This window comes from Salinibius halmophilus (assembly GCF_003577475.1).
Classification (GTDB): Bacteria; Pseudomonadota; Gammaproteobacteria; order Pseudomonadales; family Natronospirillaceae; genus Salinibius; species Salinibius halmophilus.
In genome coordinates, this window is record NZ_QPEP01000013.1 from 122,298 (window position 1) to 143,607 (window position 21,310).

Sequence of the window (21,310 nt, forward strand, 5' to 3'; positions counted from 1 at the left end):
TTGAAGAATAAAAATAGCGCCCTTTTTAAGGGCGCTGAGGCAGATTGGTTATTGCTTAGTGTTATTGGCTTAAGCCAGCTGCATGATCCATTACATGGAAAATGTAGTTTTGCTCAACTGTGCCATCAATCAGCCATGCCCATGGGCCGCGCGCGTAAATCGCCACATCTTCAGCGGTATGAGTTTCTGAACTCATTGGAATCAGGGCTTGTTGAACAAAGTCCATATCTTCCACGTCAACATTGCTCAAGTCTTGACGTTCACCTTGTACCGCACCTGGGCCGTTTACATAAGCAATGGTAGTGTAGGGTTTGCCATCTTTGGCAAGGCTTGGCTCGGTTACTGGATTGCCCTGGCTATCTAGGCCTTTAGACAAGCCAAGAATTGGGTTGCCCCGTTGAGCGTAGCCCTGCATCACCAAGGTGTGCGAGTGGTCGGCGGTAACAATGATCAGCGTGTCTTCAAGGTTGGTCATTTGTGTGGCAATCTGCACCGCCTCGGCAAAGGCAACCCCGTCCATCATGGCACGATAAGCATTGCCAGCGTGGTGGGCGTGGTCAACACGGCCCGACTCAACCAGCAAGAAGAAACCGTCTTCGTCTTTGTTCAATACATTGATTGCTGCTGCCGTCATTTCTGCTAGTGATGGCTCACCACCGGCATCGCCTTCGCGGTCAGCTTCATATTCCATGTGCGAGCTCTCAAACAGGCCCAGTACACGGTCGGCATTTGGGTCGAGCTTCATTAAGCCATCACGGTTCCAAACATACTCACCGCCTTGTGCTTGCCACTCTTTGGTTAAATCACGGCCATCAGTACGACGGCCCGTTTTGCCCTCTTCATCGGTCAGCTCAGCAGGAATAAAGTGGCGACGGCCACCACCAAGAATCACTTCCATATCGGCCGTTAGCGCCTGTGAAGCAATATCCACACAGCCTGCGGCTTTTTGTTCATCGCTTAAAGCAGAGTCATCTTCAAAGTTACGATCGGCAGCAAAGGCATATGCCGCTGCGGGTGTCGCATGCGTTACCCGAGCTGTCGACACCACACCCGTGGCTTTGCCTTTACGCTCGGCAAGGTGCAAGGCTGATGGGATTTGGTTGTCTAGTGCTGTTACACAGTCACCACGGTCGACATTGTCAGTAATGCCTACCACGCCTTGGCGGGTTTTTACACCAGCAAGCATGGCCGTTGCCGTACCAGCGGAGTCTGGCGTTTGGGCATTTGAGTTGTAAGTTTTCGCCAGTGCTAAGTGGGGGAATTTTTCAAAGCTAAGCTCATGTTCTTCACCTAACAACCCTTGCGCTTGGCCTTCAAAAATACGAATCGCGGTATTTGACGACACGCCGTTGCCATCGGCAACAAATAAGATCACGTTCTTTGCTTGGCCACGTAGGCGAGGCGTTTCCATTTTTTGCATTAGCACGTTTTGTGCGTCTTGAAACCATGGTGATGACTGCTGTGGTAGGTCATTGGCGAAAGTCGTGCCTGCCACAACCGTGGCAACCATGCTAGCGAGTAGCTTTTTCATGAGTAATCCTTGCTAATTGGTTAGGGAGCAAGCGCCATGGTTGTAAACTTGTGTTACAGCTAGTTAGATAATTTGTGAATAAATAATTAAAAGTTATATTGAAATGATATAAAGTAACAATTAGGGAATAAAAAGTAGAGCCAGTGCCATTAACCTACGAAGGAAGCTTGGTGTTCACGGTGCTTGCTATGAGACCGTCACCCGCAGGGAGCGGGTGTCGAAGCTACATGGATGTACTTGCGCTGTGTCGAATGGCGAGTTCCGTGGACGCCTAGCCTCCCGTTAATGGCATCGGCGAGCAGCTCGCAGCTTTTAGGTGCCTTTTAAGTCGCTAGTGAGCTAGGTAAACTGCTTGGCTGGTAAAAGAGGCAACTGATTAATGGCGAAAAAGAAAAACGCAGCATACGTGGTTTGGAAAGGTCACAAGACTGGCGTATTTGATACCTGGGCGCAATGCCAGCAAGCAACCTCTGGTTATGCCGGTGCCCAGTTTAAAGGCTTTACGAGCAAAGCCGAGGCGCTGGCCGCGTTTAACGGTGAGCTAAGCACACCAAAAGCCCCTACTGGGCATGCGCTAACTGTGGATGCAGCCTGGAATAGTGTTGGTAAAGACATGGAGTACCAAGGGGTTTGGCTCGACACAGGGGAAACGGCCTTTCGTGTGGGGCCCATTGCTGACGGTACCAATAATATTGGCGAGTTTTTGGCGATTGTACATGGCCTAGCCTTATTAAAGCAGCTAGGAGATGACTGCCCAATCTATACCGACTCGGCCACGGCCATGGCTTGGCTGAGAAAGAAAAAGGCCAATAGTCAGAATGTTAAAGAGGGTAGGGTAGATGCCAAGCTAATAGAGTTGTTGGCTCGGGCCGAATTGTGGCTGCAAGAAAATCCTTACCCAAATAAAGTGCTTAAATGGCACACCAAGGATTGGGGTGAAATTCCCGCCGACTTTGGTCGCAAGTGAAATTGCGCCCCGTGCTGGGGCGCGTTGCTCTGCGTCTTTTAGTTGAACTGCCAAACGCTGACAGAACCACTGATTTCATTGCCAACAATTAGTTGTGCTTTGCCTGTGGCGCTATCTGCTGCTGGCACAAACTTCATGCCTTCCGGCGCCATGTCACCTGTAATGCTCGCACCTTCAACCAAACCACGGTTGTATAAGTAGTTTACGTAGCTTACATTTGCCGGGTCGGTGATGTCGTAAACAAAAATGGTGCCCATGCGCTCGGTGCCAACAAAGGCGTATGTGCGACCATCCACTTCACCTAGCGCTAGCGCTTCTGGCTCTGGGCCTTTGTTAGCCGAGCGAGAATCACCTGCGTTGGCATCTTCGTCGTTGTTAAACGCATTGCCATGTTTCTCAGCTGAGATCTTCTCTAGTTGATCGCCCGAATCGAATACTAGATTGCCGCTGGCATCAAAGATTGAGAACGAACGTGCACCATAGGCAAACAACTGCTCATACTTGCCATCGCCGTCGTTATCGCCACGCAACTGGCTAACCAATAGCTTGTTGAGTGTACCGCCATTGGCGGCAGCAGCCAGGGCTGGGTCTTCAATGTTGGCCGCTAGGGCGCTGGCTTTCGCTTCATCAATAAAGGCTAAGCAGCCGTCTTTTGTAGAAAACTCTAAGCCACCTTTGGCTTGGCAATCGGCTGCATCGGTGGCAGGGAAGAAGTACTCGCGTGAGTCGCCTTCGTTGGCCGTCACAACATAGGTTTGGCCATTCACTGTGTACGCCGCAATGGTATCCGGCTGGTACATGCCAACAATGCCTGGGTAGCGAGCAAAGCCCACTTGGCCATCCTCATAGGCATCCATGTCGTACTGTCCCCAGTCTTTTAGGCCCAAGCCAACAATGCGCACGCTGTAGTCATTTAGGTTAACGATGGCAAAACCATTGTTCTCTTGTAGCGCCACCCAGGCAGTATCACCTTTTACCGTTACGTATTCAGGTTCTAAGTCTTGGGCAACCGTGCTTGGGAACACCGATTGGCCGTTAATGACGCGCTGCTCTGGGCTAGCAAAGTACATACCTTGCGCTTCTAACTCGGCTTGCAGACCGTTGAAGGCGCGGAAGTTCACTTGCGTGGCGGTATCGGCTGGTACACCGTTGACCACGTCAATCACAGATACACTGCCTTCAGGGTCAAACGTATAGTCACCACTTGGTTCCCCTTCGTTGGCAACTACTACTTTGGTACCGGTTTCGTTAAAGGTCACCATGTCGGGTAAATTGCCAGCGGTGACTGACTTGATGTAACTAGCTGTTAGCACGCCGTTTTGCATGGCAAGTTGGTAGAACATCACCGCGCCGTCATCGGCATGTTGCGCGCCTGCCATGGCAACGGCTAGCAAGTCGCCATGTACGGCAATCGAGTTTGCGTCACTTAGGGCTGGATTATCAGCGCGTAGATCAATTGAATTCTCGCTGGCTAGGTTGGCATTATTGACGACACCTTCGGCGTCAGCAGTCAGAGCGCCGGTGTTAAATTCGGTTGCCGGGATAATTTCAACAACAGGTTGTGGGCCAGAGCTGTTAATCGCCAGAATACGTTGGCTAGCGGTATGGAACTGAACAATCTCCGCTGCACCTTCCGACGCCCCCGCACCGAGTGTGGCACGGCCGACCAGCTCAGCTTTTAATGCTGCGGTCGCATTATCGTTTCCTTGCACAGGCGAGGTAGGCTGAATGGCAATTTGACAGCCGACAAGCAGAACAGGGCTAATCGCGAGGGCTAGAAGTGTCTTTTTCATTATAGGTAAACTCCTTTGTAACGGAGCTTAACACTATTCCACAAAAACCTTACACGAACCTTGCAAGCGTACAGAATGTAATAAAAATGTAACAAAATACTTGTTGCCGGTTCCGCTGCACGATAGGCACAAAAAAAAGCGCCCTATTAAGAGCGCTCTTTTTTCATCATTACTAATTAACGATGACGATACGTGATACGGCCTTTGGTTAAATCGTAAGGTGTAAGTTCAACCTTTACGCGGTCACCAGTTAAGATGCGGATATAGTGCTTGCGCATCTTGCCAGAAATGTGACAAGTGATCACGTGGTCGTTTTCCAACTTTACACGGAACATCGTGTTCGGAAGGGTGTCAATGATCTCACCTTCGAGTTCAATTACGTCTTCTTTCGCCATATCGGGCAGTTCACCTCATTACCATATCGAATGGCGGCGCATTTTGCCTGAAAATTCACCACATAGCAAAGGTTTCAGCCGCGATTCGGAGTTTTTTTAACAGTCTGTGATGGATTGCATGCTGACAAATCCTTACTCAATGCATGCAGGGGGCGCTTGCGTGTGCCGAACTCGGCATCTAAGCTGCCTATATCATAGCCAAGGAGGCGTTATGGGCAACTATCCTTTTATGCTGCACGCCAAGCCAGCTGCCGTTCGTTGGGCAAGATTTATCTATCGATGGTGGCAGAAGAAAAAGTTAACCCAGGAAAGTGTTGGTCAACAAATCATCTGGCTGGATGCATTAGTGGGCGCTGGCTTTCATCGGCGCGGCGTAAAACAACTGCGCACTCTACTTGAGCAACCCGTTAGCCGTCACCAGCAATTTCAAATACGGCTAATTTTGGCCTGTGCCTACCAAGGCCAGCACAAAACACGTAAAGCCCTAGAAGAACTACGCATCGCAGCAACATTAGCTAAAACGACCAGCCAAAAAGCTGAAGTGTTGCAGCGCGAAGGCAAGTGCCGGGTTGATTTGGGGCATTGGCAGCGGGCGCACTGGTGCTTTGAGCATGCATTTTTATTGCGCCAACAGGTTGGTTTGCTAGCCAGTGCTAAACGCAGTGAACGCGCGCTGGATGCACTACATCGCCTGCGAAGTTTACAGACTGTACAGGCAAAAAACCTAGGCTAGGGGTTTAAATCTTGGCTGCGCTCCCGTATCTACTAAGTATACGAGGAGACGCCTATGTTAGAACAACAAACTGCCCAGCAAGTGCTCGATCATGCCCTCGCTGCTGGCGCCGATTTTGCCGACCTATTTGTCGAGCGGCATTTGCAATCGATAGTCAAAACCTTATCCGACAAAGTAGATACCATTGATAGTGGTGAAACCTTTGGTATTGGCATTCGTTTGGTATTTGGTGAGCAAGTACTGTATGGCTATAGCAATGATCAATCGCTTTCTGCCTTGCTGGCAGTCACCAATGATTTGTTAGCGGGCAAAACCTCAAGCAAGCGCCAGCCGACGATTGAGTTTCAACCTGTTAGTCACAGCAATATTCACCCAAGCGACCTGACACTCAGCAAAGACTTACACATAGAAAGCAAACTGGATTACCTGTTCGCTGCCCACAACGCAGCCAAAGCAGCGAGTGATAAAATTAACCAAGTGATTGGCATGGTGTTGCAGCGCGAGCAGCACATACAGGTGTTTAACAGTGATGGCTTGGTTGCTAGTGACGTGCGTCATTATTGTCGTGCCACCACCAACGCCATCGCCAAAGATGGCTCCATGCAAGCCAATGGTACTTTTAGTGATGGAGGGCTAATTGGCTGGGACCTAGTGCAGCGCCTAAAAGCCCAGCAGGCTGGTGAAGAAGCGGCGCGCCAAGCTTTAGTCAACCTCTCAGCGAAACCTTGCCCGTCGGGTGAGATGGCGGTGGTGATGGGCAACGGCTTTGGTGGGGTGATCTTCCACGAAGCCTGTGGTCATTTGTTAGAAACCACTGCCGTGGCCAAAAAAGCGTCGGTGTTTCATGATCAGATGGGTGAGTTGATCGCCAATCCAGTGGTGAGCGCGGTCGATGATGGCACCATGGCCAATGCTTGGGGCTCAATCAACATCGATGATGAAGGTATGCCAACTCAGCGTACGCAACTAATCAAAGATGGCAAGCTAGTGAACTTCCTCGCCGACCGCCTTGGGGCGGAAAAAACAGGCTTGCCGCGCACCGGATCAGGCCGGCGACAAGACTATCGCTTTGCCCCAGCGTCGCGTATGCGCAATACGTTTATCGAAGCCGGCACGGATAGCTTTGACGACATGATAGCATCAATCGATAAGGGTATTTATGCCGCCAATATGGGCGGTGGTTCGGTGAAGCCAGGCACCGGGGAGTTTAACTTCGCGGTAACCGAAGGCTATTACGTCGAAAATGGTAAAATTCAGTACCCAGTGAAATCAGCAACACTTATTGGAAGTGGCCCACAAGTGTTGCAACAAATTAGCATGGTTGGCTCAGATATGGCGCTTGCCTGTGGCATGTGCGGGTCGATTAGTGGCTCGGTGCCAACCAGTGTTGGCCAGCCAAGCTTAAAAGTTGATCGCATTCTAGTAGGAGGCAATGCATGAACAATACAGCACACACCCTACTAGCCAAAGCTGCTGATCTTGGCGCCAGTGCCGACCTAATTATTGAGCGCAAACGTGACTTTTCGGTGATGGTCAGCCAAGGCGCGGTTGAAAAACAGCAAGCCTCACAGTCACAAATTATGGGTCTGCGGGTGATCCATCAAAATCGAGTGGGGATTGCATATAGTGAAGCGACCGATGAGCAAGCACTGGAGCGCCTGCTCGACAATGCCATGACCGCGGCGCGTTATGCGACACCCGATGATAGCCAAACCCTGAGCACCATTACCGATACACTCAACAGCCCGGCTGACTTGGTGGTCGAAGATCAATGGACAACCGAGCAGAAAATTGCCGCAGCGCTTAATTTAGAAGCCAAGCTGTTAGGCCACAAGCTTATTGATTCTGTGCCGTATAACAGCCTAGGTGAGCACTATATCGAAAAAACCGTGCTTACTACTGCTGGTTTGCAAGCAACCCACAACGAGCGCGTCGCTTATGCGTATGCAGCCCCCATCGCCAAAGATGGCAATAACAACGCCATGTTATCTCAGTCTACTGCCGGCCGTTCGTTTGATCGGTTAGATTTGCAGCGCTTAGAACAAGATGGTGCCACGGCAGTGCTCGACTTATTAGTTGGCAAACCGCTAGTATCTGGGCGCTATGATGTAGTGTTTAGCACCGACAAGCTGGCCAGTTTGATGTCGATCTTTCTTAGTGCCGCCTCAGGTAAAGCCGTTAAAGATGGCGTCTCACCGTGGCGCGAGCAGCTAGGTAACGAGGTAGGCGATTCACGCTTAACCGTTATCGATGACCCACTGAACAAAAATGGTTTAGGCTTCCGCTCGTTTGATGACGAAGGCCAACCAACGGTGCGCAACACCGTGATAGACAGAGGCACGCTAACACAGTTTCTGCACAACCAAGCGACAGCTAAGTATGCCAAACAAGCACCTACTGGAAATGGTGCGCGCTCGGCGCGCTCAAATGCTGGTGTAACCTGGCAGCAACTCACCATAGCACCTGGAACCGATAGTGACCTGTTAAGTGGTGACTACTTAGAAATTACTGACTTAACCGGTTTGCACTCGGGTGCCAATGCCATTTCTGGTGATTTCAGCTTTGGGGCCAGCGGCTACCTATGTCGCAACGGTGAGCGGTTGCATGCCGTTCGTGGTTTCACTGTGGCGGGCAACTTTTATGACATGCTGAAAGCGCAGATAGCTGGCATCGGCGAGCAGCAATACTGGACGTCGCAGCGTTCAGCGTTATTGCCAAGTATTCGTTGGCAAGGGTTGGCTATTAGCGGCAGCTAGTTGCCAAAATAACTTATGCGGTAGGGCACCACGCCTCGAATGTGGTGCCTTGCCATTTCCGCAATTAAAATCAACTGCCAAACTCAGCGTTGGTCTACACTCTTAAAGATTGGTAAAGATTGTCGGGCAGTGACCGACACATTCCCTACAAAACAAATCTATAGAGAGACGGAATGGATACTGAGTCAGGCCAAGGGCAGTTTACCTCCTCAGAAAAAGAGATTAAGCGTTTGTTGGTGCAAGCGCAGGCGAGTTTTTCGCCGGTTTCCGTACATTTTCATGGTACTCAAGCATTTTACACCTCGTATATTGTTGAAGTAGACGGTGATCGTAAACAGATACTACTCGATGAAGTGGTCCCAGCGACAGGCAACGAAAAAGTGGAAGCTGGGTTGCCATTTAACATTGAAACCTTTGTTGATGGCGTTCGAGTTCGAGCCACGGACGTGAAAGCCAAACCAGGCAAAGCTTCCGATGGTGGTAGGGTTTATATTGCTGCTTTCCCTAACCAGTTGCATACACTGCAGCGCCGACAAAGTTACCGGGCACCGGTACGCAAAACCCTCCATATCCCAGTAGACATGGCCACCGCACCAAAGTCCATTACTACAGGTGAGTTGGTCGATTTTTCTATGGAAGGTTGCCAAGCTGCTTTTGAAGGTGATTTGGTCAGTTTGTTTGAAAGCTTCAGTGCTCCTATACGTGGTCGATTGCGCTTTCCCAATGACGAGTTTTTAAGCGCCAAAATGATGCCAAGACGGGTGCGTTATGACGAAGTATTAGAGAAAACCTTTGTTGGGGTGCGCTTTATGCAGCTCACCTCGGCGCAAATGAAGTTAATTGCCTACATTTTTAGTGAACTGCAGCGCGATCATATCAACGCGATCAAAAATGGCGCGCACCCATCGGGCATTCCAGCGCTGTTTAAAGAACCGGAAAACTTGCCTGCGAAACCTAGCGACGAAACGCCACCAGAGGCAGCAAAAGAAACGAAAAAAGACGGTGCTGAGGCGCAGGAGAAGCAGCCGGCTAAGGAAGACCCTGCTGAAACACGGCAAATCGAACAGGCTCCACGGCCATTACAGCAAGCACTGCCGGCGAAAATGGCATTAGAAAATGCTTGCGTGGCAGTGAAAATGGCGATTAGAGCAACTAATAAGGATATGCCACTCGATAAATCGCACATAGCAGAAGCTGCTAATGACTTGCTGCAAGCGCTAAAACTTGAACGTAATGATATTATGCTGCGCTTATGCGTGCGCAAGTTTCAAGAGCAGTGGGTTGAGCACTCAGTAGCCGTGGCAGTCTGGGCAGCCGATTTATTACGTGCCATACAGCCAGAGATCAGTGATGACAATCTTAGCAACTTCACTCAGGGGTGCTTGTTACATGCATTGCCGCGGGTAAAACTTGCCGATATTGATGACTGGTTAACCATTCAACCACTACAAAAATCCGCCATTAGCAAACAAATTTACGCCCAGCGTCAACAAGTCCGAGAAGCCGGATTTGCCTCGGAAGTCGAAATTATTGTTGGTCAAGTGCTTGAAAATGGTGATGGCACTGGTTTACCAAATGGCATTGATGCCGACACTCAACATCAGCTGGCGCAGATCGTTAGTGTGGTTGACGCCTTTGCCATGTTAGCGTTCAACGGTGAATACGATCAGTACTACCAGCCAGTAGTGGCCTATCGTAAATTATTGCGCCTAACTGAGCGTTATGACAGCAAGCTGATTAAGCAGTTCGTTGGCCGCATTGGTGTTATGCCGGTTGGCTCCTGTGTACAGCTCGACAATGGGTTAATTGGTATTATCTTAACGCTAGGTGCCGGGCGTAAACCTAGTGATATCAGAATATTGCTCGATGGCAGTAACCAAAAACGAATCGCCCCCGCCGACATAAAACTTGAGCCCCCGATGGCGGTGCAAGGTTTGGTCGACCCAGCCAGATATAAACTCAGTAGTGAGCATCTACTGCCACTGCCAGAATTAGACTAACAAACAGCGCTAATCATTGCTGCGGGTAATGATTTGATGCCACTCACCATCTTGCAGGATTTCCAAGGGTTGGAAACGACCCTTGTAGGCCATTTTGGGTGAGGCCTCAATGTAATATCCTAAATATAAATAAGGTAGGCGCATACGCTTGGCGATGGCGAGTTGGGTCAGAATGGCTTGGGTGCCAAGACTTCGCCAATCGTAGGCCGGGTCAAAAAACGTATAAATGGCCGACAGCCCAGTGGCTAAGCGGTCGGTCACCGCTACGGCGATTAGTTCATTGGCATAACGAAATTCAATATGCTGGCATTGTTTGCTGCCTTCGACTAAAAAGCCACGAAACTGCTTTTCACTGGCCGGAAACATATCGCCATCACGATGGCGCTGATCGATATAGCGCTCGTACAGCTCATAGGATTCGGCTTTAAACGTGGCCGCCTCTACCCGAACTTGCAAATCTTGATTGCGCTTAATGGTGCGCTTTTGGCTGCGACTTGGTCGAAATGCCTGTACGGGGATGCGCGAGGGCAAACACGCTCGGCATTGGTCGCACATGGGCATGTAATGGTGTGACCCCGAGCGGCGAAAGCCAAGCTGGTTTAAGGCTTCATATAGCGCTGGTGTCACTTCAATGTCTGGATCAACAAAGCCGGTTCTTGCTTCTTGATCGTCAAGATAACTACAAGGATGTGGCTCGGTTAAAAGAATTTTCATCAGCAAACTTAACTGCAGTGGGCGCAAGCGGTAACGGAATATATGTTGAAAGCAGTGCGCGGAAGTCGCTTCTAGCCATTGCTATGGCTCCCAATGACTCAGTATGGTGGGTATGCGCTTGGCAATCAATTAATTTGACCCATGATTGTTTCGCCAATGCAACTAACGCCACTTTCGAAGCACTGGGTGCACGGCTAAACATCGACTCACCAAAAAATACATCCCCTAAAGCAATGCCATATAAGCCACCTACTAGTGCCTCGTTTTGCCAAACTTCGATACTATGCGCATACCCTAACTCATGTAGGCGAATGTAAGCTGCCTGCATGTCGTCGGTAATCCATGTGCCGGGCTGCCCGTCTCTCGGCTCGGCACAGGCTTGAATCACCTGGGAAAATGCTTGGTTGACCCTAATTTGGTAGGCTTGCTTGCGTAATAGCTTGCGCAGAGTGCGATTGATTCGCAGCGCCTCTGGGGTGATCACCCAGCGTGGATTGGTCGCCCACCATAAAATCGGGTCACCCTCGCTGTACCACGGAAAAATACCATGATAATAGGCAGTGAGTAGCCAAGGTGGGGTTAGGTCGCCGCCCACAGCGAGCAGGCCATCTGGTGTGGCAGATTCCGGATCTGGAAAGCCGACCGGGCTAGCAGGTAGGTGAGCGATCATCGATTTCCTTAACAGCATGCCATGCGTTTTTGGCAAATATTGGGTACACTGCCAATATTGTATGTGTACACAGCGGTTGCTATCAAGCCAGCCTTGGCATGTAAGAGCCAAGGCACCTATGGTACTTAATGCCATTAACTTGAGAAAAAGCTTGGTGTTCACGGTGCTTGCCATGAGACCGTCACCCGCAGGGAGCGGGTGCCGAGGCTACAGGGATGTACTTGCGCCGTGTCGAATGGCGAGTTCCGTGGACGCCAAAACTCTTAAGTTAATGGCATTGAAAAGGTGCTGGCATAGTAGTTGGCAATAATTTGGACAGTTATGACCCGCAAACTTATTAGTGAAATTAGTTTTGTATTGCTTGCCGCGGTAGCGCTTTGTTTGGCGCTAGCGCTGTTCTCGTTTGATCCACGCGATCCAGGCTTTGCTTATGTTGGCCATGAAACGCAAACTAGAAATTGGTTAGGCCCAACTGGCGCTATGATGGCCAGTTTTATGTTTACCGTCATTGGTGCGATGGCCTACACCATTCCATTAATGATTTTACACCTAGCGATAGTGCTGTTGCGCAGCCGTTTACAGTATTCATGGAATGGCATCACTATAGTTGCCCGCGGCATTTCTTATCTGTTGTTGTTTATCAGTGCTTGTGGCTTGCTGTCATTGCATTTCGCAAGTCGATTAGCGGTATCGGCTGGCGGTGGCATTGGGCTTTGGGTGAACGAGTTGCTTTTTCCGGTGTTAGCCATGTTGGGCACAACGATTGTGCAAATGACTATCCTAATTGTCGCGCTTACCCTGGTGTATCGCATCAGTTGGATTGCCGTGGTGGACACACTTGGCGAGGGATGTCTGAACATTTACCAGTGGCTGGCGATCAAAGCGTCGCAATCGCGCGAGCCAAAACGCCAGAGCAGTGCGACAAATACAGAATCCAAGGTGGTACGCAGTCAGCAGCCAGAATTTGGCTCCACAACTAACTCAACAACGACTTCAAAACCAAGCTCCAATAAACTGCGTGTCTGGTGGCAACAAAAACGCCAAGACTGGCTAGTAAAAAAAGCGGCCAAGCGCTCAGCCAAACATGCAGCAAAGTTGGCACGCAAACGCCAACCAGCGTTTGATCCCTTGTTGGATGAGTTACCCGATGACGATTTACCAATTCTGACCAACGAAGTCGAAGCAAGCGATTGGCCACATGACTCGCTCGCCAACAACCTAGCGCACGATCTAGCCAGCAGTTCTGCCAACCATTCATTAAAAAACGATGAGTTGGCGAGCCATGAGTCGCCATCGCTCGCAACAGACGATTCGCTACCAGAAATTGAGCCGCCAGCGAAACCGGCAAGCACAGCACCAAAACAGTTGCGCATCGAGCCTTTGCGCTCTGAGCCCATGTTTAGCGCTGAGGATGAGCCAGAACCGGTGGAAAGACCAAAGCCGCAAGGGGTAATGCAGCTGCCATCGGTCGATTTATTACACCAACCCGAACAAGCAGTTGACGCCGGTTATAGTGAGGCGCAACTAGAAGAAATGGGTGAGTTGCTGATAGCGCGCCTAGCTGAGTTTGGCGTGAAAGCCGACATTGACGCCATCTGCCCAGGGCCGGTGATTACCCGCTTTGAAATTCGCCCAGCGCCCGGCACCAAAGCCTCAAAAATCTCTAACCTAGCAAAAGACCTCGCCCGTTCTATGGCCATGGTAGCCGTGCGCGTGGTGGAGGTGATTCCAGGTAAAAGCACCGTTGGTATTGAAGTGCCGAACGCTAACCGAGCCATTGTAGGCTTGCGTGGCGTGCTCGCCAGTAGTGCCTTTCAAAAAGCAAAATCGGCCGTGGCCATGGGCATTGGACATGATATTGCTGGTGAACCTGTGATCGCCGATTTGGCGAAAATGCCGCATTTGTTAGTGGCGGGTACCACGGGTTCGGGTAAGTCGGTTGGGGTGAACAGTATGCTGGTGTCGATGTTATACAAATCGACGCCAGATGAACTCAAGCTCATCTTGATTGACCCGAAAATGCTTGAGTTGTCGGTGTATGAAGGCATTCCGCACCTGCTAACGCCAGTGGTGACTGATATGAACGATGCCGCCCAAGCCTTGCGTTGGTGTGTAGCCGAGATGGAGCGTCGCTATAAACTCATGTCGAAAGTAGGGGTGCGCAACCTTGCTGGCTTTAATGCTAAGGTGCGAGCAGCAAACGAACGTGGAGAGCCAATTCAAGACCCACTATTCGACCCGACCACCGCACTGGAACCGGGCAATGTGCCAAACCTAGAAACCTTGCCATTAATCACGGTCGTGATTGATGAGTTTGCCGACATGATGATGATTGTAGGTAAAAAATGTGAAGAGCTGATAGCGCGTATCGCACAAAAAGCTCGCGCCGCTGGCATTCACCTAATTTTGGCAACCCAGCGCCCATCGGTAGATGTGATTACTGGCTTGATTAAAGCCAACATACCAACGCGTATGGCCTTTCAAGTTAGCTCAAAAATCGACTCGCGCACCATTCTTGATCAAGGTGGTGCCGAGCAACTTTTAGGTCATGGTGATATGTTATATATGCCACCCGGCACTAGCATGCCAATTCGTGTGCATGGTGCGTTTGTATCAGATGACGACGTGCACAATGTGGTGGATGCTTGGAAAGCGCAAGGCGAAGCCGAATACCTAGATGAAATTTTGCAAGAAGAAGCACTGCCAGAAGGTGGCATGCTCACAGGCCTAACTGATGGTGGTGGCAGTAGTGATGATGAGAGTGACCCGCTGTTTGATGAAGCGGTGTTTGTGGTTACCAAGCATCGTAAGGCCTCAATTTCCTTTGTGCAGCGCCAACTTAGAGTGGGCTATAACCGAGCCGCACGCTTGGTGGAAACCATGGAAGCCGCTGGTGTGGTCAGCCCTGCCGAGCACAACGGCAGCCGTTCTGTGCTTGCACCACCACCAACCGAAGCTTAACGAACGCTAAAAATTCAGGTGCCAGCCATTTAGTTTATGGCAGGCTAGAAAAAAACAATGGAAGCCTAGTTATGATCAAACAACTGAAGTTAATTGGCTTATTGCTGTTACCGTTAACTGCTGTTGCGTCACCTTTGCAGAGCTTACAAAGCCTGCTGGCGCCCATCGAGTCACTGAAAGCTGAGTTCCTGCAAACCACTTTTGCCGATTTAGGCAGCATGGATTACAGCCAAGTGGAAGGTGAGTTGGTAATTGCTAAACCTGATTTATTGTACTGGTACGCCGCACTACCATTTGAGCAAACGCTTGTTGCCGATGGGCAATACTACTGGGTGTGGGATAAAGACCTCGAGCAAGCAACCAAAGAAGACTTGGGCGATCGCATTGCTAACTCACCGGCTGGTTTATTAACCTCAGGCCCACAGGCCATTGGTGAGCGCTTCACTGTACGCATCGATGACGTTAGTGGTGATATTGAATCTTATGAGTTGATTCCGCATCAGGCTGATCAAGGGTATGAAAAGGTGGTGATGACCTTTGCCAACGAAATTCCCAAAGAGGTCGAAATTCACGACTCGTTCGGTGGTGCGACCATGTTGATGCTAAAAAATGTTGAACTCAATGGTGACATCTCACCAGCTCAGTTTCAGCTGGAGCTACCGGACGACACAGATCTGATTGATATGACCCGCTAATGGACTTGTTTGAGTCATCTAACCGGCGCTTTCAACCGTTGGCGGAGCGCCTACGTCCAGAAACACTTGCCGACTATGTTGGCCAATCTCATATCCTAGGGCCAGACTCGGTATTGGCTAAAGCCATCGCCGCTGGGCAACTGCATTCAATGATATTCTGGGGCCCACCCGGGGTAGGCAAAACCACGCTGGCGAGGTTGCTTGCCCATGAGGTGGATGCTGAGTTCGTTAGCTTATCGGCTGTTATGAGCGGGGTGAAAGAGATACGGCAAGTGGTGGATAGCGCTAAAATGCGCCAACAGCAGGGCCGCCAGACCATTCTGTTTGTTGATGAAGTACACCGATTTAATAAATCACAGCAAGATGCCTTCTTGCCGCACGTTGAAGCAGGCACCATAGTTTTTGTTGGCGCAACGACGGAAAATCCGTCGTTTGAACTAAACAAAGCATTGCTCTCACGTGCCCGGGTATATCGCTTAACGGCTCATACCGACGAAGATTTACGCCAACTGCTCAACCGTGCCTGCCAACAAGACGACGAGCTGGCCAGCAAACAACTTAGCTTTAGCGAGCAAGCGCTGGCATCACTGATTGCTTGGGCAGATGGTGATGCACGCCGCTTATTGACCATGCTAGAAGTGATCGCTGATGCTGGTGAGCAGCACATTGATAGCGACAACCTGCTGCGTTTATTGCCCGACCGCCAAGCCTTGTTTGATAAACATGGTGACGCGTTTTATGAGCAAATTTCAGCCCTACATAAAGCGGTACGAGGCTCATCACCCGATGGTGCCTTATACTGGTTTTGTCGCATGTTAGCCGGCGGCTGTGACCCATTTTATATTGCCCGGCGTTTGATTCGCATGGCCAGCGAAGACATCGGCAACGCCGACCCACGCGCCCTAACCATCGCCATGGATGCTTGGCAAGCCCAAGAGCGCTTGGGCAGTCCAGAAGGGGAATTGAGCCTAGCGCAAGCCGTGCTCTATTTAGCCAGCGCGCCGAAAAGCAACGCAGTTTATAAGGCCTTCAATGAAATGAAGCGCATTGTTGCCGAGCATGGTGGCGAGCCGGTACCGAATCATTTATGTAATGCCCCCACGGCGTTGATGAAAGAGCAGGGCATTGGCTTAGATTATCGTTACGCCCATGACGAACCCGATGCTTATGCCGCTGGTGAAGTCTATTTGCCTGAGCGCTTGCAAGACCTTGAGGTGTATCAGCCTGTGTCACGTGGGCTGGAGCGTAAAATAGCCGACAAGCTTAATTACCTAAAGGAACTCGACCGGCAAAGCTCGGTGAAACGCTATGATTAATTGGCTAACGCTTAGTGCAGTATTTATTGGTGGTGGCCTGGGGGCCATCGCTCGGTTTTTGCTAACAAGCTGGCTGAACCCGCCTGCTGGACAACTCCCCTGGGGTACCCTAACCGTTAACCTGCTTGGCTGTGCGCTCATTGGCTGGGTCGCCTTTTGGCTCGCACAGCAACAATTGCCCGATTGGTTGCGGCCACTCTTGGTGGTTGGGGGCCTTGGGGCACTCACTACCTGGTCGAGCTTTGCCCTAGAGGGACTAATTTTGTGGCAAAATCAGCAAATTCGTTTAGCAATGCTTTATGTTCTGCTAACATTCAGCGGCTGTTTTGCAGCGGTGGCGGCTGGCTACTGGTTAGCGAAAAAGTTGCTAGGTTAATGCCCGGCTAAATCGCTGCATCTTAGTGTACTAAAACCAAAGTACTTCAACCCCTGCTTGCCAAGTAAATATTCAGGCATAGCTGGGCCCTTTATTTTGCATATTTAAGAAAAAGCTTAAAACAGGACTACACCAATGTTGGATGTCAAAGCCTTACGCGCTGATGCACAAGCGGTTGCAGCTCAGCTGCAAAAAAAACACTTTGAACTGGATGTGAGCGCATTTGAAGCGCTAGAAGCACGTCGTAAATCAGTTCAAGTGTCGAGCGAGCAGTTGCAAGCGAGTAAAAAGAAGGCATCCAAGCAGATTGGCCAGCTCGTCGGTCAAGGCATGAGTGTTGATGAGGCCAAAGCGAAGGTAGCAGATGAGTTAAAAGACATCGACGCCGAGCTAGAAAGCGCCTCGACTGAGTTAGCTGACATTCAAGCACAGCTAGACGCCATGCTGTCGGGCATTCCGAACGTGCCACACGAGCAAGTGCCTGAAGGTAAAGACGAAGACGACAACGAAGAAGTGTTGCTTTGGGGTGAGCCGAAGCAATTTGATTTTGCCGTGCTTGACCACGTAGATCTGGGTGGCCGTCGTGATGAGCTAGATTTTGAACGCGCCGCTAAGTTAACCGGCTCACGCTTTAGTGTAATGCGTGGCGATATTGCTCGCTTAAACCGAGCGCTAATTGAGTTTATGCTTAACCAGCATTGTGACGAGCACGGCTATGAAATGATCAATGTGCCATACATTGTTAATAACGACACACTCTATGGCACAGGCCAGCTGCCTAAGTTTGCCGAAGACTTGTTTAAGCTGCACGGTGATAGCGAGTACTACTTAATTCCAACAGCCGAAGTGCCTGTTACTAACTTATTCCGCGACGAGATCATCGACCCGAATCAGTTGCCACTTAAGTTTACCTCGCACACACCATGCTTCCGCTCTGAAGCTGGCTCTTATGGTCGTGATACGCGTGGCATGATTCGCCAGCACCAGTTCGAAAAAGTTGAAATGGTGCAAATTGTTAAGCCAGAAGATAGCTGGCAAGCACTCGAAGATCTAACACAGCACGCCGAAAACATCTTGCAAGCGCTAGAACTGCCATATCGCAAGGTGCGCTTGTGTGGTGGTGATCTGGGCTTCTCGGCGCATATGACCTACGACCTGGAAGTATGGTTGCCAAGCCAAAACACCTATCGCGAAATTTCGTCTTGCTCTAACTGTGGTGACTTCCAAGCCCGTCGTATGCAAATGCGCACACGCGATGAAAACGGCAAACCACAGCTGGTACATACACTCAATGGCTCTGGTTTAGCCGTTGGCCGTACCCTATTGGCCGTGCTAGAAAACTATCAAAATGCCGATGGTTCGGTCACCGTACCTGAGGCTCTGCGCCCATACATGGGTGGCAAAGAGGTTATTTTAGCCAAGTAGGTAATAAGGCAATGCCATTAACTTAATAAGGAAGCGTGGTGTTGGTGGTGTTCGATATAAGACCGTCACCCGCAGGGAGCGGGTGGTGAGGCTACAGGGAGGTACTTGCGCCGTGTCTAATATCGAATGCTGCCAACACCTATGCCGAAAGGTAATGGCATTGGCTGCCTCAATCGCAAGTAGGCAATACCGCATATGATTATTGAGCTGTCTTTAACAAAGCAACCTGTATTGGTAGTGGGCGCCGGCTCGGTGGGCCTGCGCCGGGCTGAAAAGCTAGCCGAGCAGGGCGCTGAGGTGTTTTTGCTTGCACCAAACGCCACGCCTGACGAACGCTTTCATGTAATGGCGCGTGCCTTTAACGATAGTGATGTGAAAGGCAAAGCCTTAGTGGTGGCGGCGACCGATGATGATCAGCTCAATCATCATATTGCCCAGCTTTGCCAACGCCTTGGGGTACCAGTGAATACGGCTGATCGCAGCCAAGGTGGCAATGTGCGGTTTTTGGCTTCGTACCAAAAACCGCCTTTTGATATCGCCATTGGCAGTAAAGGTTTGTCGCCAAGCGTACTCAAGGTATTGCAAGAACGTTTTGCCATCATGTTACCGCCACCCTTTGCCCAATTGGCAAGGCTAGTGGGTGAGTATCGGCAAAAAGTTCGTTATACCCTAAGCAGCTCGAAGCAGCGTGGTGCGTTTTGGCGTCGTGCCATGGGCTCACGCGTGGTAGAGTATTTATTTGTGCACCGTCCAGAAAAAGCACGCCAAGAGCTCGATAGCTGGTTAGCGAATGGTGGAGCGCCGCAAGTTGGCGAAGCCTATCTGATTGGCGCTGGCCCTGGTGACCCAGAGTTGATGACACTGCGTGGCATTCGTTTATTGCAGCAAGCCGATGTTATTTTATATGACCGCTTAGTTGCCGATGCCATTTTACGCATGGGTCGCAGCGATGCGGAATACATTTATGTTGGCAAAAAACAAAGTGACCACCATGTACCGCAAGAGGGCATTAACGAACTGATTGTGCGCCACGCACAAGCCGGCAAACGTGTTGCGCGGCTAAAAGGTGGCGACCCCTATATTTTTGGTCGTGGTGGCGAAGAAATGCAGGAAATTGTTAAAGCTGGCATTCCTTTTCAAGTGGTGCCTGGCATTAGTGCCGCACAAGGCGTGGCAAGCTATGCCGGTATTCCCCTTACGCATAGAGATTATGCCCACTCGGTTCGTTTTATCACTGCCCATCGCCGCCCTGGCATGGGCATAGACTGGCATAACCTAGTGCAGGATGGCCAAACACTCGTGTTCTACATGGGGTTAACCAGTGCCCAAGACATCGCCAATGGATTGCAAGGCGCTGGTCTCGCTAGTGACACACCGGTTGGCGTGGTATCGCAAGCCACTACCACTCGCCAACAAAAGCTAATTAGTACGCTGGCTGAATTTGCCAAGCCAGCACAGTTGCTCGAAAGCCCAGCGCTGATTATTGTTGGCGGTGTTGTTGAGCTTTCAACGCAATTAGACTGGTTTAGTGAGTTAATTAATGATTAAACGATTTACCAAGGAAGTACTGGCGATCTTACTACGTGCCTTGGTGAAGTTTTTCTTGTTTGTTTTCGCGCTAGCGGTGTTGAGCCTCGCTGCTTTAGCGGTTTACGCCAATAGCCCAAGCTTAGCCAATAAAACCCTGCCTTATGTGCTGGGGGTTGATGAACCAACCAGTAACGTTAGGTTCGTGCAAGCGATACAAGATGACGTGCTGCAAACTCGTTACGGTTTTCCCTCGACTGAGCTCATTGATATTTATTACTTTGCCAAGGCGAACCAATTGCCGGTGATGCACAGTGGCGAAAAGCAACCTTGGTTAGCTAAACCTAGGTATTCAGCTGAATTGCCAACGCTTGCGCAAGCGCCATTTGGCATGCGCTATGTCCATATTCGCTATCCTGATGAGTGTATGGAGTTAGCAGTGATAGAGCAGCGCTGGTTAAGCTACCAGCTGGTGCTTGAGGTAGACTGCCATGAATAAGCGCCTAGCCATTGCATGGGCGTGTTTAATTGCCGCAGGTATTCTTAGTTACCTACTATTTTTAGGCGGCGATCTAAGCGATATTACCCAGCAAGCCAAAGCACTCGCGGCAGAAAACTTTGCCTTAGCAGCTATTATTTATACCGTTATCTTGTCGTTTCGCGGTATGACCTTTATCCCTAGCACGCCCTTGCTATTCATTGGTATGGCGATCTTTCCAGCCCACTTCACTTTTTGGGTTAACATGTTAGGCATATTGATTTCATGTTTGCTGGTGATTTACTCCATCCATCGTGTCGGCATAGATACCGCACTCGCCACTGTTAACAATAAGCAATACATCAAAATACGCGATCGAATAGATCGCAACGGTTATTACGCCATTGTGCTGTGGAGCTTCTTCCCCTTCGCCCCAACCGATGCCATCGTGTACGTGGCCAGTAGCATTGGCGTGTCGCGGCGCAAAATTGTCGCAGGCGTCATGACCGGCGAAGCCATCCTCAACGCCGCCTACGTATACGGCGCCGGCATGCTCATCCAAAGAATTCTGGCGTAGGTTTTACAAACCGAAGGTTTGGGAAACGTGGGGAGGCGTCATCCCCGAGTGGTTTTATCGGGGATCTAGTTTTTAGGGCTTAATACTGCAACTAGATTCCCGCCTTCGCGGGAAGGCTAATGGGTGCGCGGGAATGACCGTTGTCCGGCGCATGTGCGCCGTACAACCTACAGGGTCACTTGGCACATGCTGGCGTAGATACCATCTCTCCGTAACATTGCAACACATTTTGTAGGTCTGTAAATCCTCCGCGTAGCGGAGGTTTGCAGACACGCTTGATCGGTGCTGCTCGATCATCGGGGCGGGGCGCGAAAACATGGGCTAAATAGCACGTGAGTTTCGCCTAGGCCGCGTCATACCTCAACGCAGACACGGCGTGAATACATCCATGTAGCC

18 protein-coding genes are annotated in these 21,310 nt (G+C 50.4%); 13 read left to right on the forward strand and 5 right to left on the reverse strand.

The genetic code is table 11. From position 1 onward, the window contains the following. Window positions 1-61: 61 nt before the first annotated feature. The gene (locus tag DUW71_RS15040) at window positions 62-1,531 is read right to left on the reverse strand and encodes an alkaline phosphatase (protein ID WP_119396087.1); all 1,470 of its coding nucleotides are present in this window, start codon (window positions 1,529-1,531) and stop codon (window positions 62-64) included. A 379-nt stretch (window positions 1,532-1,910) separates the two neighbouring features. On the opposite strand from DUW71_RS15040, the gene DUW71_RS15045 reads away from it, so the two are divergent. Further along, window positions 1,911-2,498 (forward strand): ribonuclease H1 domain-containing protein, encoded by a 588-nt coding sequence (locus DUW71_RS15045; RefSeq protein ID WP_119396088.1) that lies wholly within the window; start codon window positions 1,911-1,913, stop codon window positions 2,496-2,498. 38 nt (window positions 2,499-2,536) lie between these two features. On the opposite strand, the gene DUW71_RS15050 is transcribed toward DUW71_RS15045, so the two are convergent. After that, a complete protein-coding gene (locus DUW71_RS15050) occupies window positions 2,537-4,291 on the reverse strand; it encodes a choice-of-anchor I family protein (protein ID WP_199671239.1) in 1,755 nt (584 codons plus the stop codon). Window positions 4,292-4,467: 176 nt separating this feature from the next. Continuing rightward, on the reverse strand, window positions 4,468-4,686 hold the full coding sequence (infA, locus tag DUW71_RS15055; RefSeq protein ID WP_119396090.1) for a translation initiation factor IF-1: 219 nt from the start codon (window positions 4,684-4,686) through the stop codon (window positions 4,468-4,470). Window positions 4,687-4,897: 211 nt separating this feature from the next. On the opposite strand from infA, the gene DUW71_RS15060 reads away from it, so the two are divergent. From DUW71_RS15060 to DUW71_RS15075, 4 genes are all read left to right on the forward strand, one after another. Continuing rightward, on the forward strand, window positions 4,898-5,419 hold the full coding sequence (locus tag DUW71_RS15060) for a hypothetical protein (RefSeq protein WP_119396091.1): 522 nt from the start codon (window positions 4,898-4,900) through the stop codon (window positions 5,417-5,419). Between the two features lie 54 nt (window positions 5,420-5,473). Beyond that, complete coding sequence (locus tag DUW71_RS15065; protein ID WP_119396092.1) at window positions 5,474-6,859, forward strand: TldD/PmbA family protein; 1,386 nt, start codon at window positions 5,474-5,476, stop codon at window positions 6,857-6,859. Continuing rightward, entirely contained in the window at window positions 6,856-8,175 is a 1,320-nt protein-coding gene (locus DUW71_RS15070) for a TldD/PmbA family protein (protein ID WP_119396093.1), read from the forward strand. The genes DUW71_RS15065 and DUW71_RS15070 overlap by 4 nt, the downstream gene beginning before the upstream one ends. 173 nt (window positions 8,176-8,348) lie before the next feature. Next, window positions 8,349-10,175, forward strand: a complete 1,827-nt coding sequence (locus DUW71_RS15075; RefSeq protein ID WP_119396094.1) for a flagellar brake protein — start codon at window positions 8,349-8,351, stop codon at window positions 10,173-10,175. A 9-nt stretch (window positions 10,176-10,184) separates the two neighbouring features. Here the strand turns inward: DUW71_RS15075 and DUW71_RS15080 are convergent, their stop codons facing one another. Continuing rightward, window positions 10,185-10,889 (reverse strand): arginyltransferase, encoded by a 705-nt coding sequence (locus tag DUW71_RS15080; protein ID WP_199671240.1) that lies wholly within the window; start codon window positions 10,887-10,889, stop codon window positions 10,185-10,187. Beyond that, a complete protein-coding gene (aat, locus tag DUW71_RS15085; RefSeq protein WP_325048589.1) occupies window positions 10,855-11,733 on the reverse strand; it encodes a leucyl/phenylalanyl-tRNA--protein transferase in 879 nt (292 codons plus the stop codon). Before aat ends, DUW71_RS15080 begins: the two co-directional genes overlap by 35 nt. Window positions 11,734-11,880: 147 nt before the next feature. Here aat and DUW71_RS18020 point away from each other — a divergent pair, with 147 nt between their 5' ends. From DUW71_RS18020 to DUW71_RS15125, 8 genes are all read left to right on the forward strand, one after another. Beyond that, window positions 11,881-14,520 (forward strand): DNA translocase FtsK, encoded by a 2,640-nt coding sequence (locus DUW71_RS18020; RefSeq protein ID WP_119396095.1) that lies wholly within the window; start codon window positions 11,881-11,883, stop codon window positions 14,518-14,520. 71 nt (window positions 14,521-14,591) lie between these two features. Continuing rightward, complete coding sequence (gene lolA, locus DUW71_RS15095; RefSeq protein ID WP_119396096.1) at window positions 14,592-15,215, forward strand: outer membrane lipoprotein chaperone LolA; 624 nt, start codon at window positions 14,592-14,594, stop codon at window positions 15,213-15,215. Further along, the gene (locus DUW71_RS15100; RefSeq protein WP_119396097.1) at window positions 15,215-16,531 is read left to right on the forward strand and encodes a replication-associated recombination protein A; all 1,317 of its coding nucleotides are present in this window, start codon (window positions 15,215-15,217) and stop codon (window positions 16,529-16,531) included. Before lolA ends, DUW71_RS15100 begins: the two co-directional genes overlap by 1 nt. Continuing rightward, a complete protein-coding gene (gene crcB / locus DUW71_RS15105) occupies window positions 16,524-16,907 on the forward strand; it encodes a fluoride efflux transporter CrcB (protein WP_119396098.1) in 384 nt (127 codons plus the stop codon). Before DUW71_RS15100 ends, crcB begins: the two co-directional genes overlap by 8 nt. Window positions 16,908-17,042: 135 nt before the next feature. After that, window positions 17,043-18,332, forward strand: coding sequence for a serine--tRNA ligase (gene serS, locus DUW71_RS15110; RefSeq protein WP_119396099.1), 1,290 nt, complete (start codon window positions 17,043-17,045; stop codon window positions 18,330-18,332). A 195-nt stretch (window positions 18,333-18,527) separates the two neighbouring features. Then, window positions 18,528-19,880 carry a siroheme synthase CysG gene (cysG, locus tag DUW71_RS15115; RefSeq protein ID WP_119396100.1) on the forward strand — a complete coding sequence of 451 codons (1,353 nt, stop codon included), beginning with the start codon at window positions 18,528-18,530 and terminating at the stop codon, window positions 19,878-19,880. Next, entirely contained in the window at window positions 19,873-20,358 is a 486-nt protein-coding gene (locus DUW71_RS15120) for a hypothetical protein (RefSeq protein WP_119396101.1), read from the forward strand. The genes cysG and DUW71_RS15120 overlap by 8 nt, the downstream gene beginning before the upstream one ends. Continuing rightward, window positions 20,351-20,914, forward strand: coding sequence for a VTT domain-containing protein (locus tag DUW71_RS15125; RefSeq protein ID WP_119396102.1), 564 nt, complete (start codon window positions 20,351-20,353; stop codon window positions 20,912-20,914). Before DUW71_RS15120 ends, DUW71_RS15125 begins: the two co-directional genes overlap by 8 nt. Window positions 20,915-21,310 lie beyond the last annotated feature (396 nt).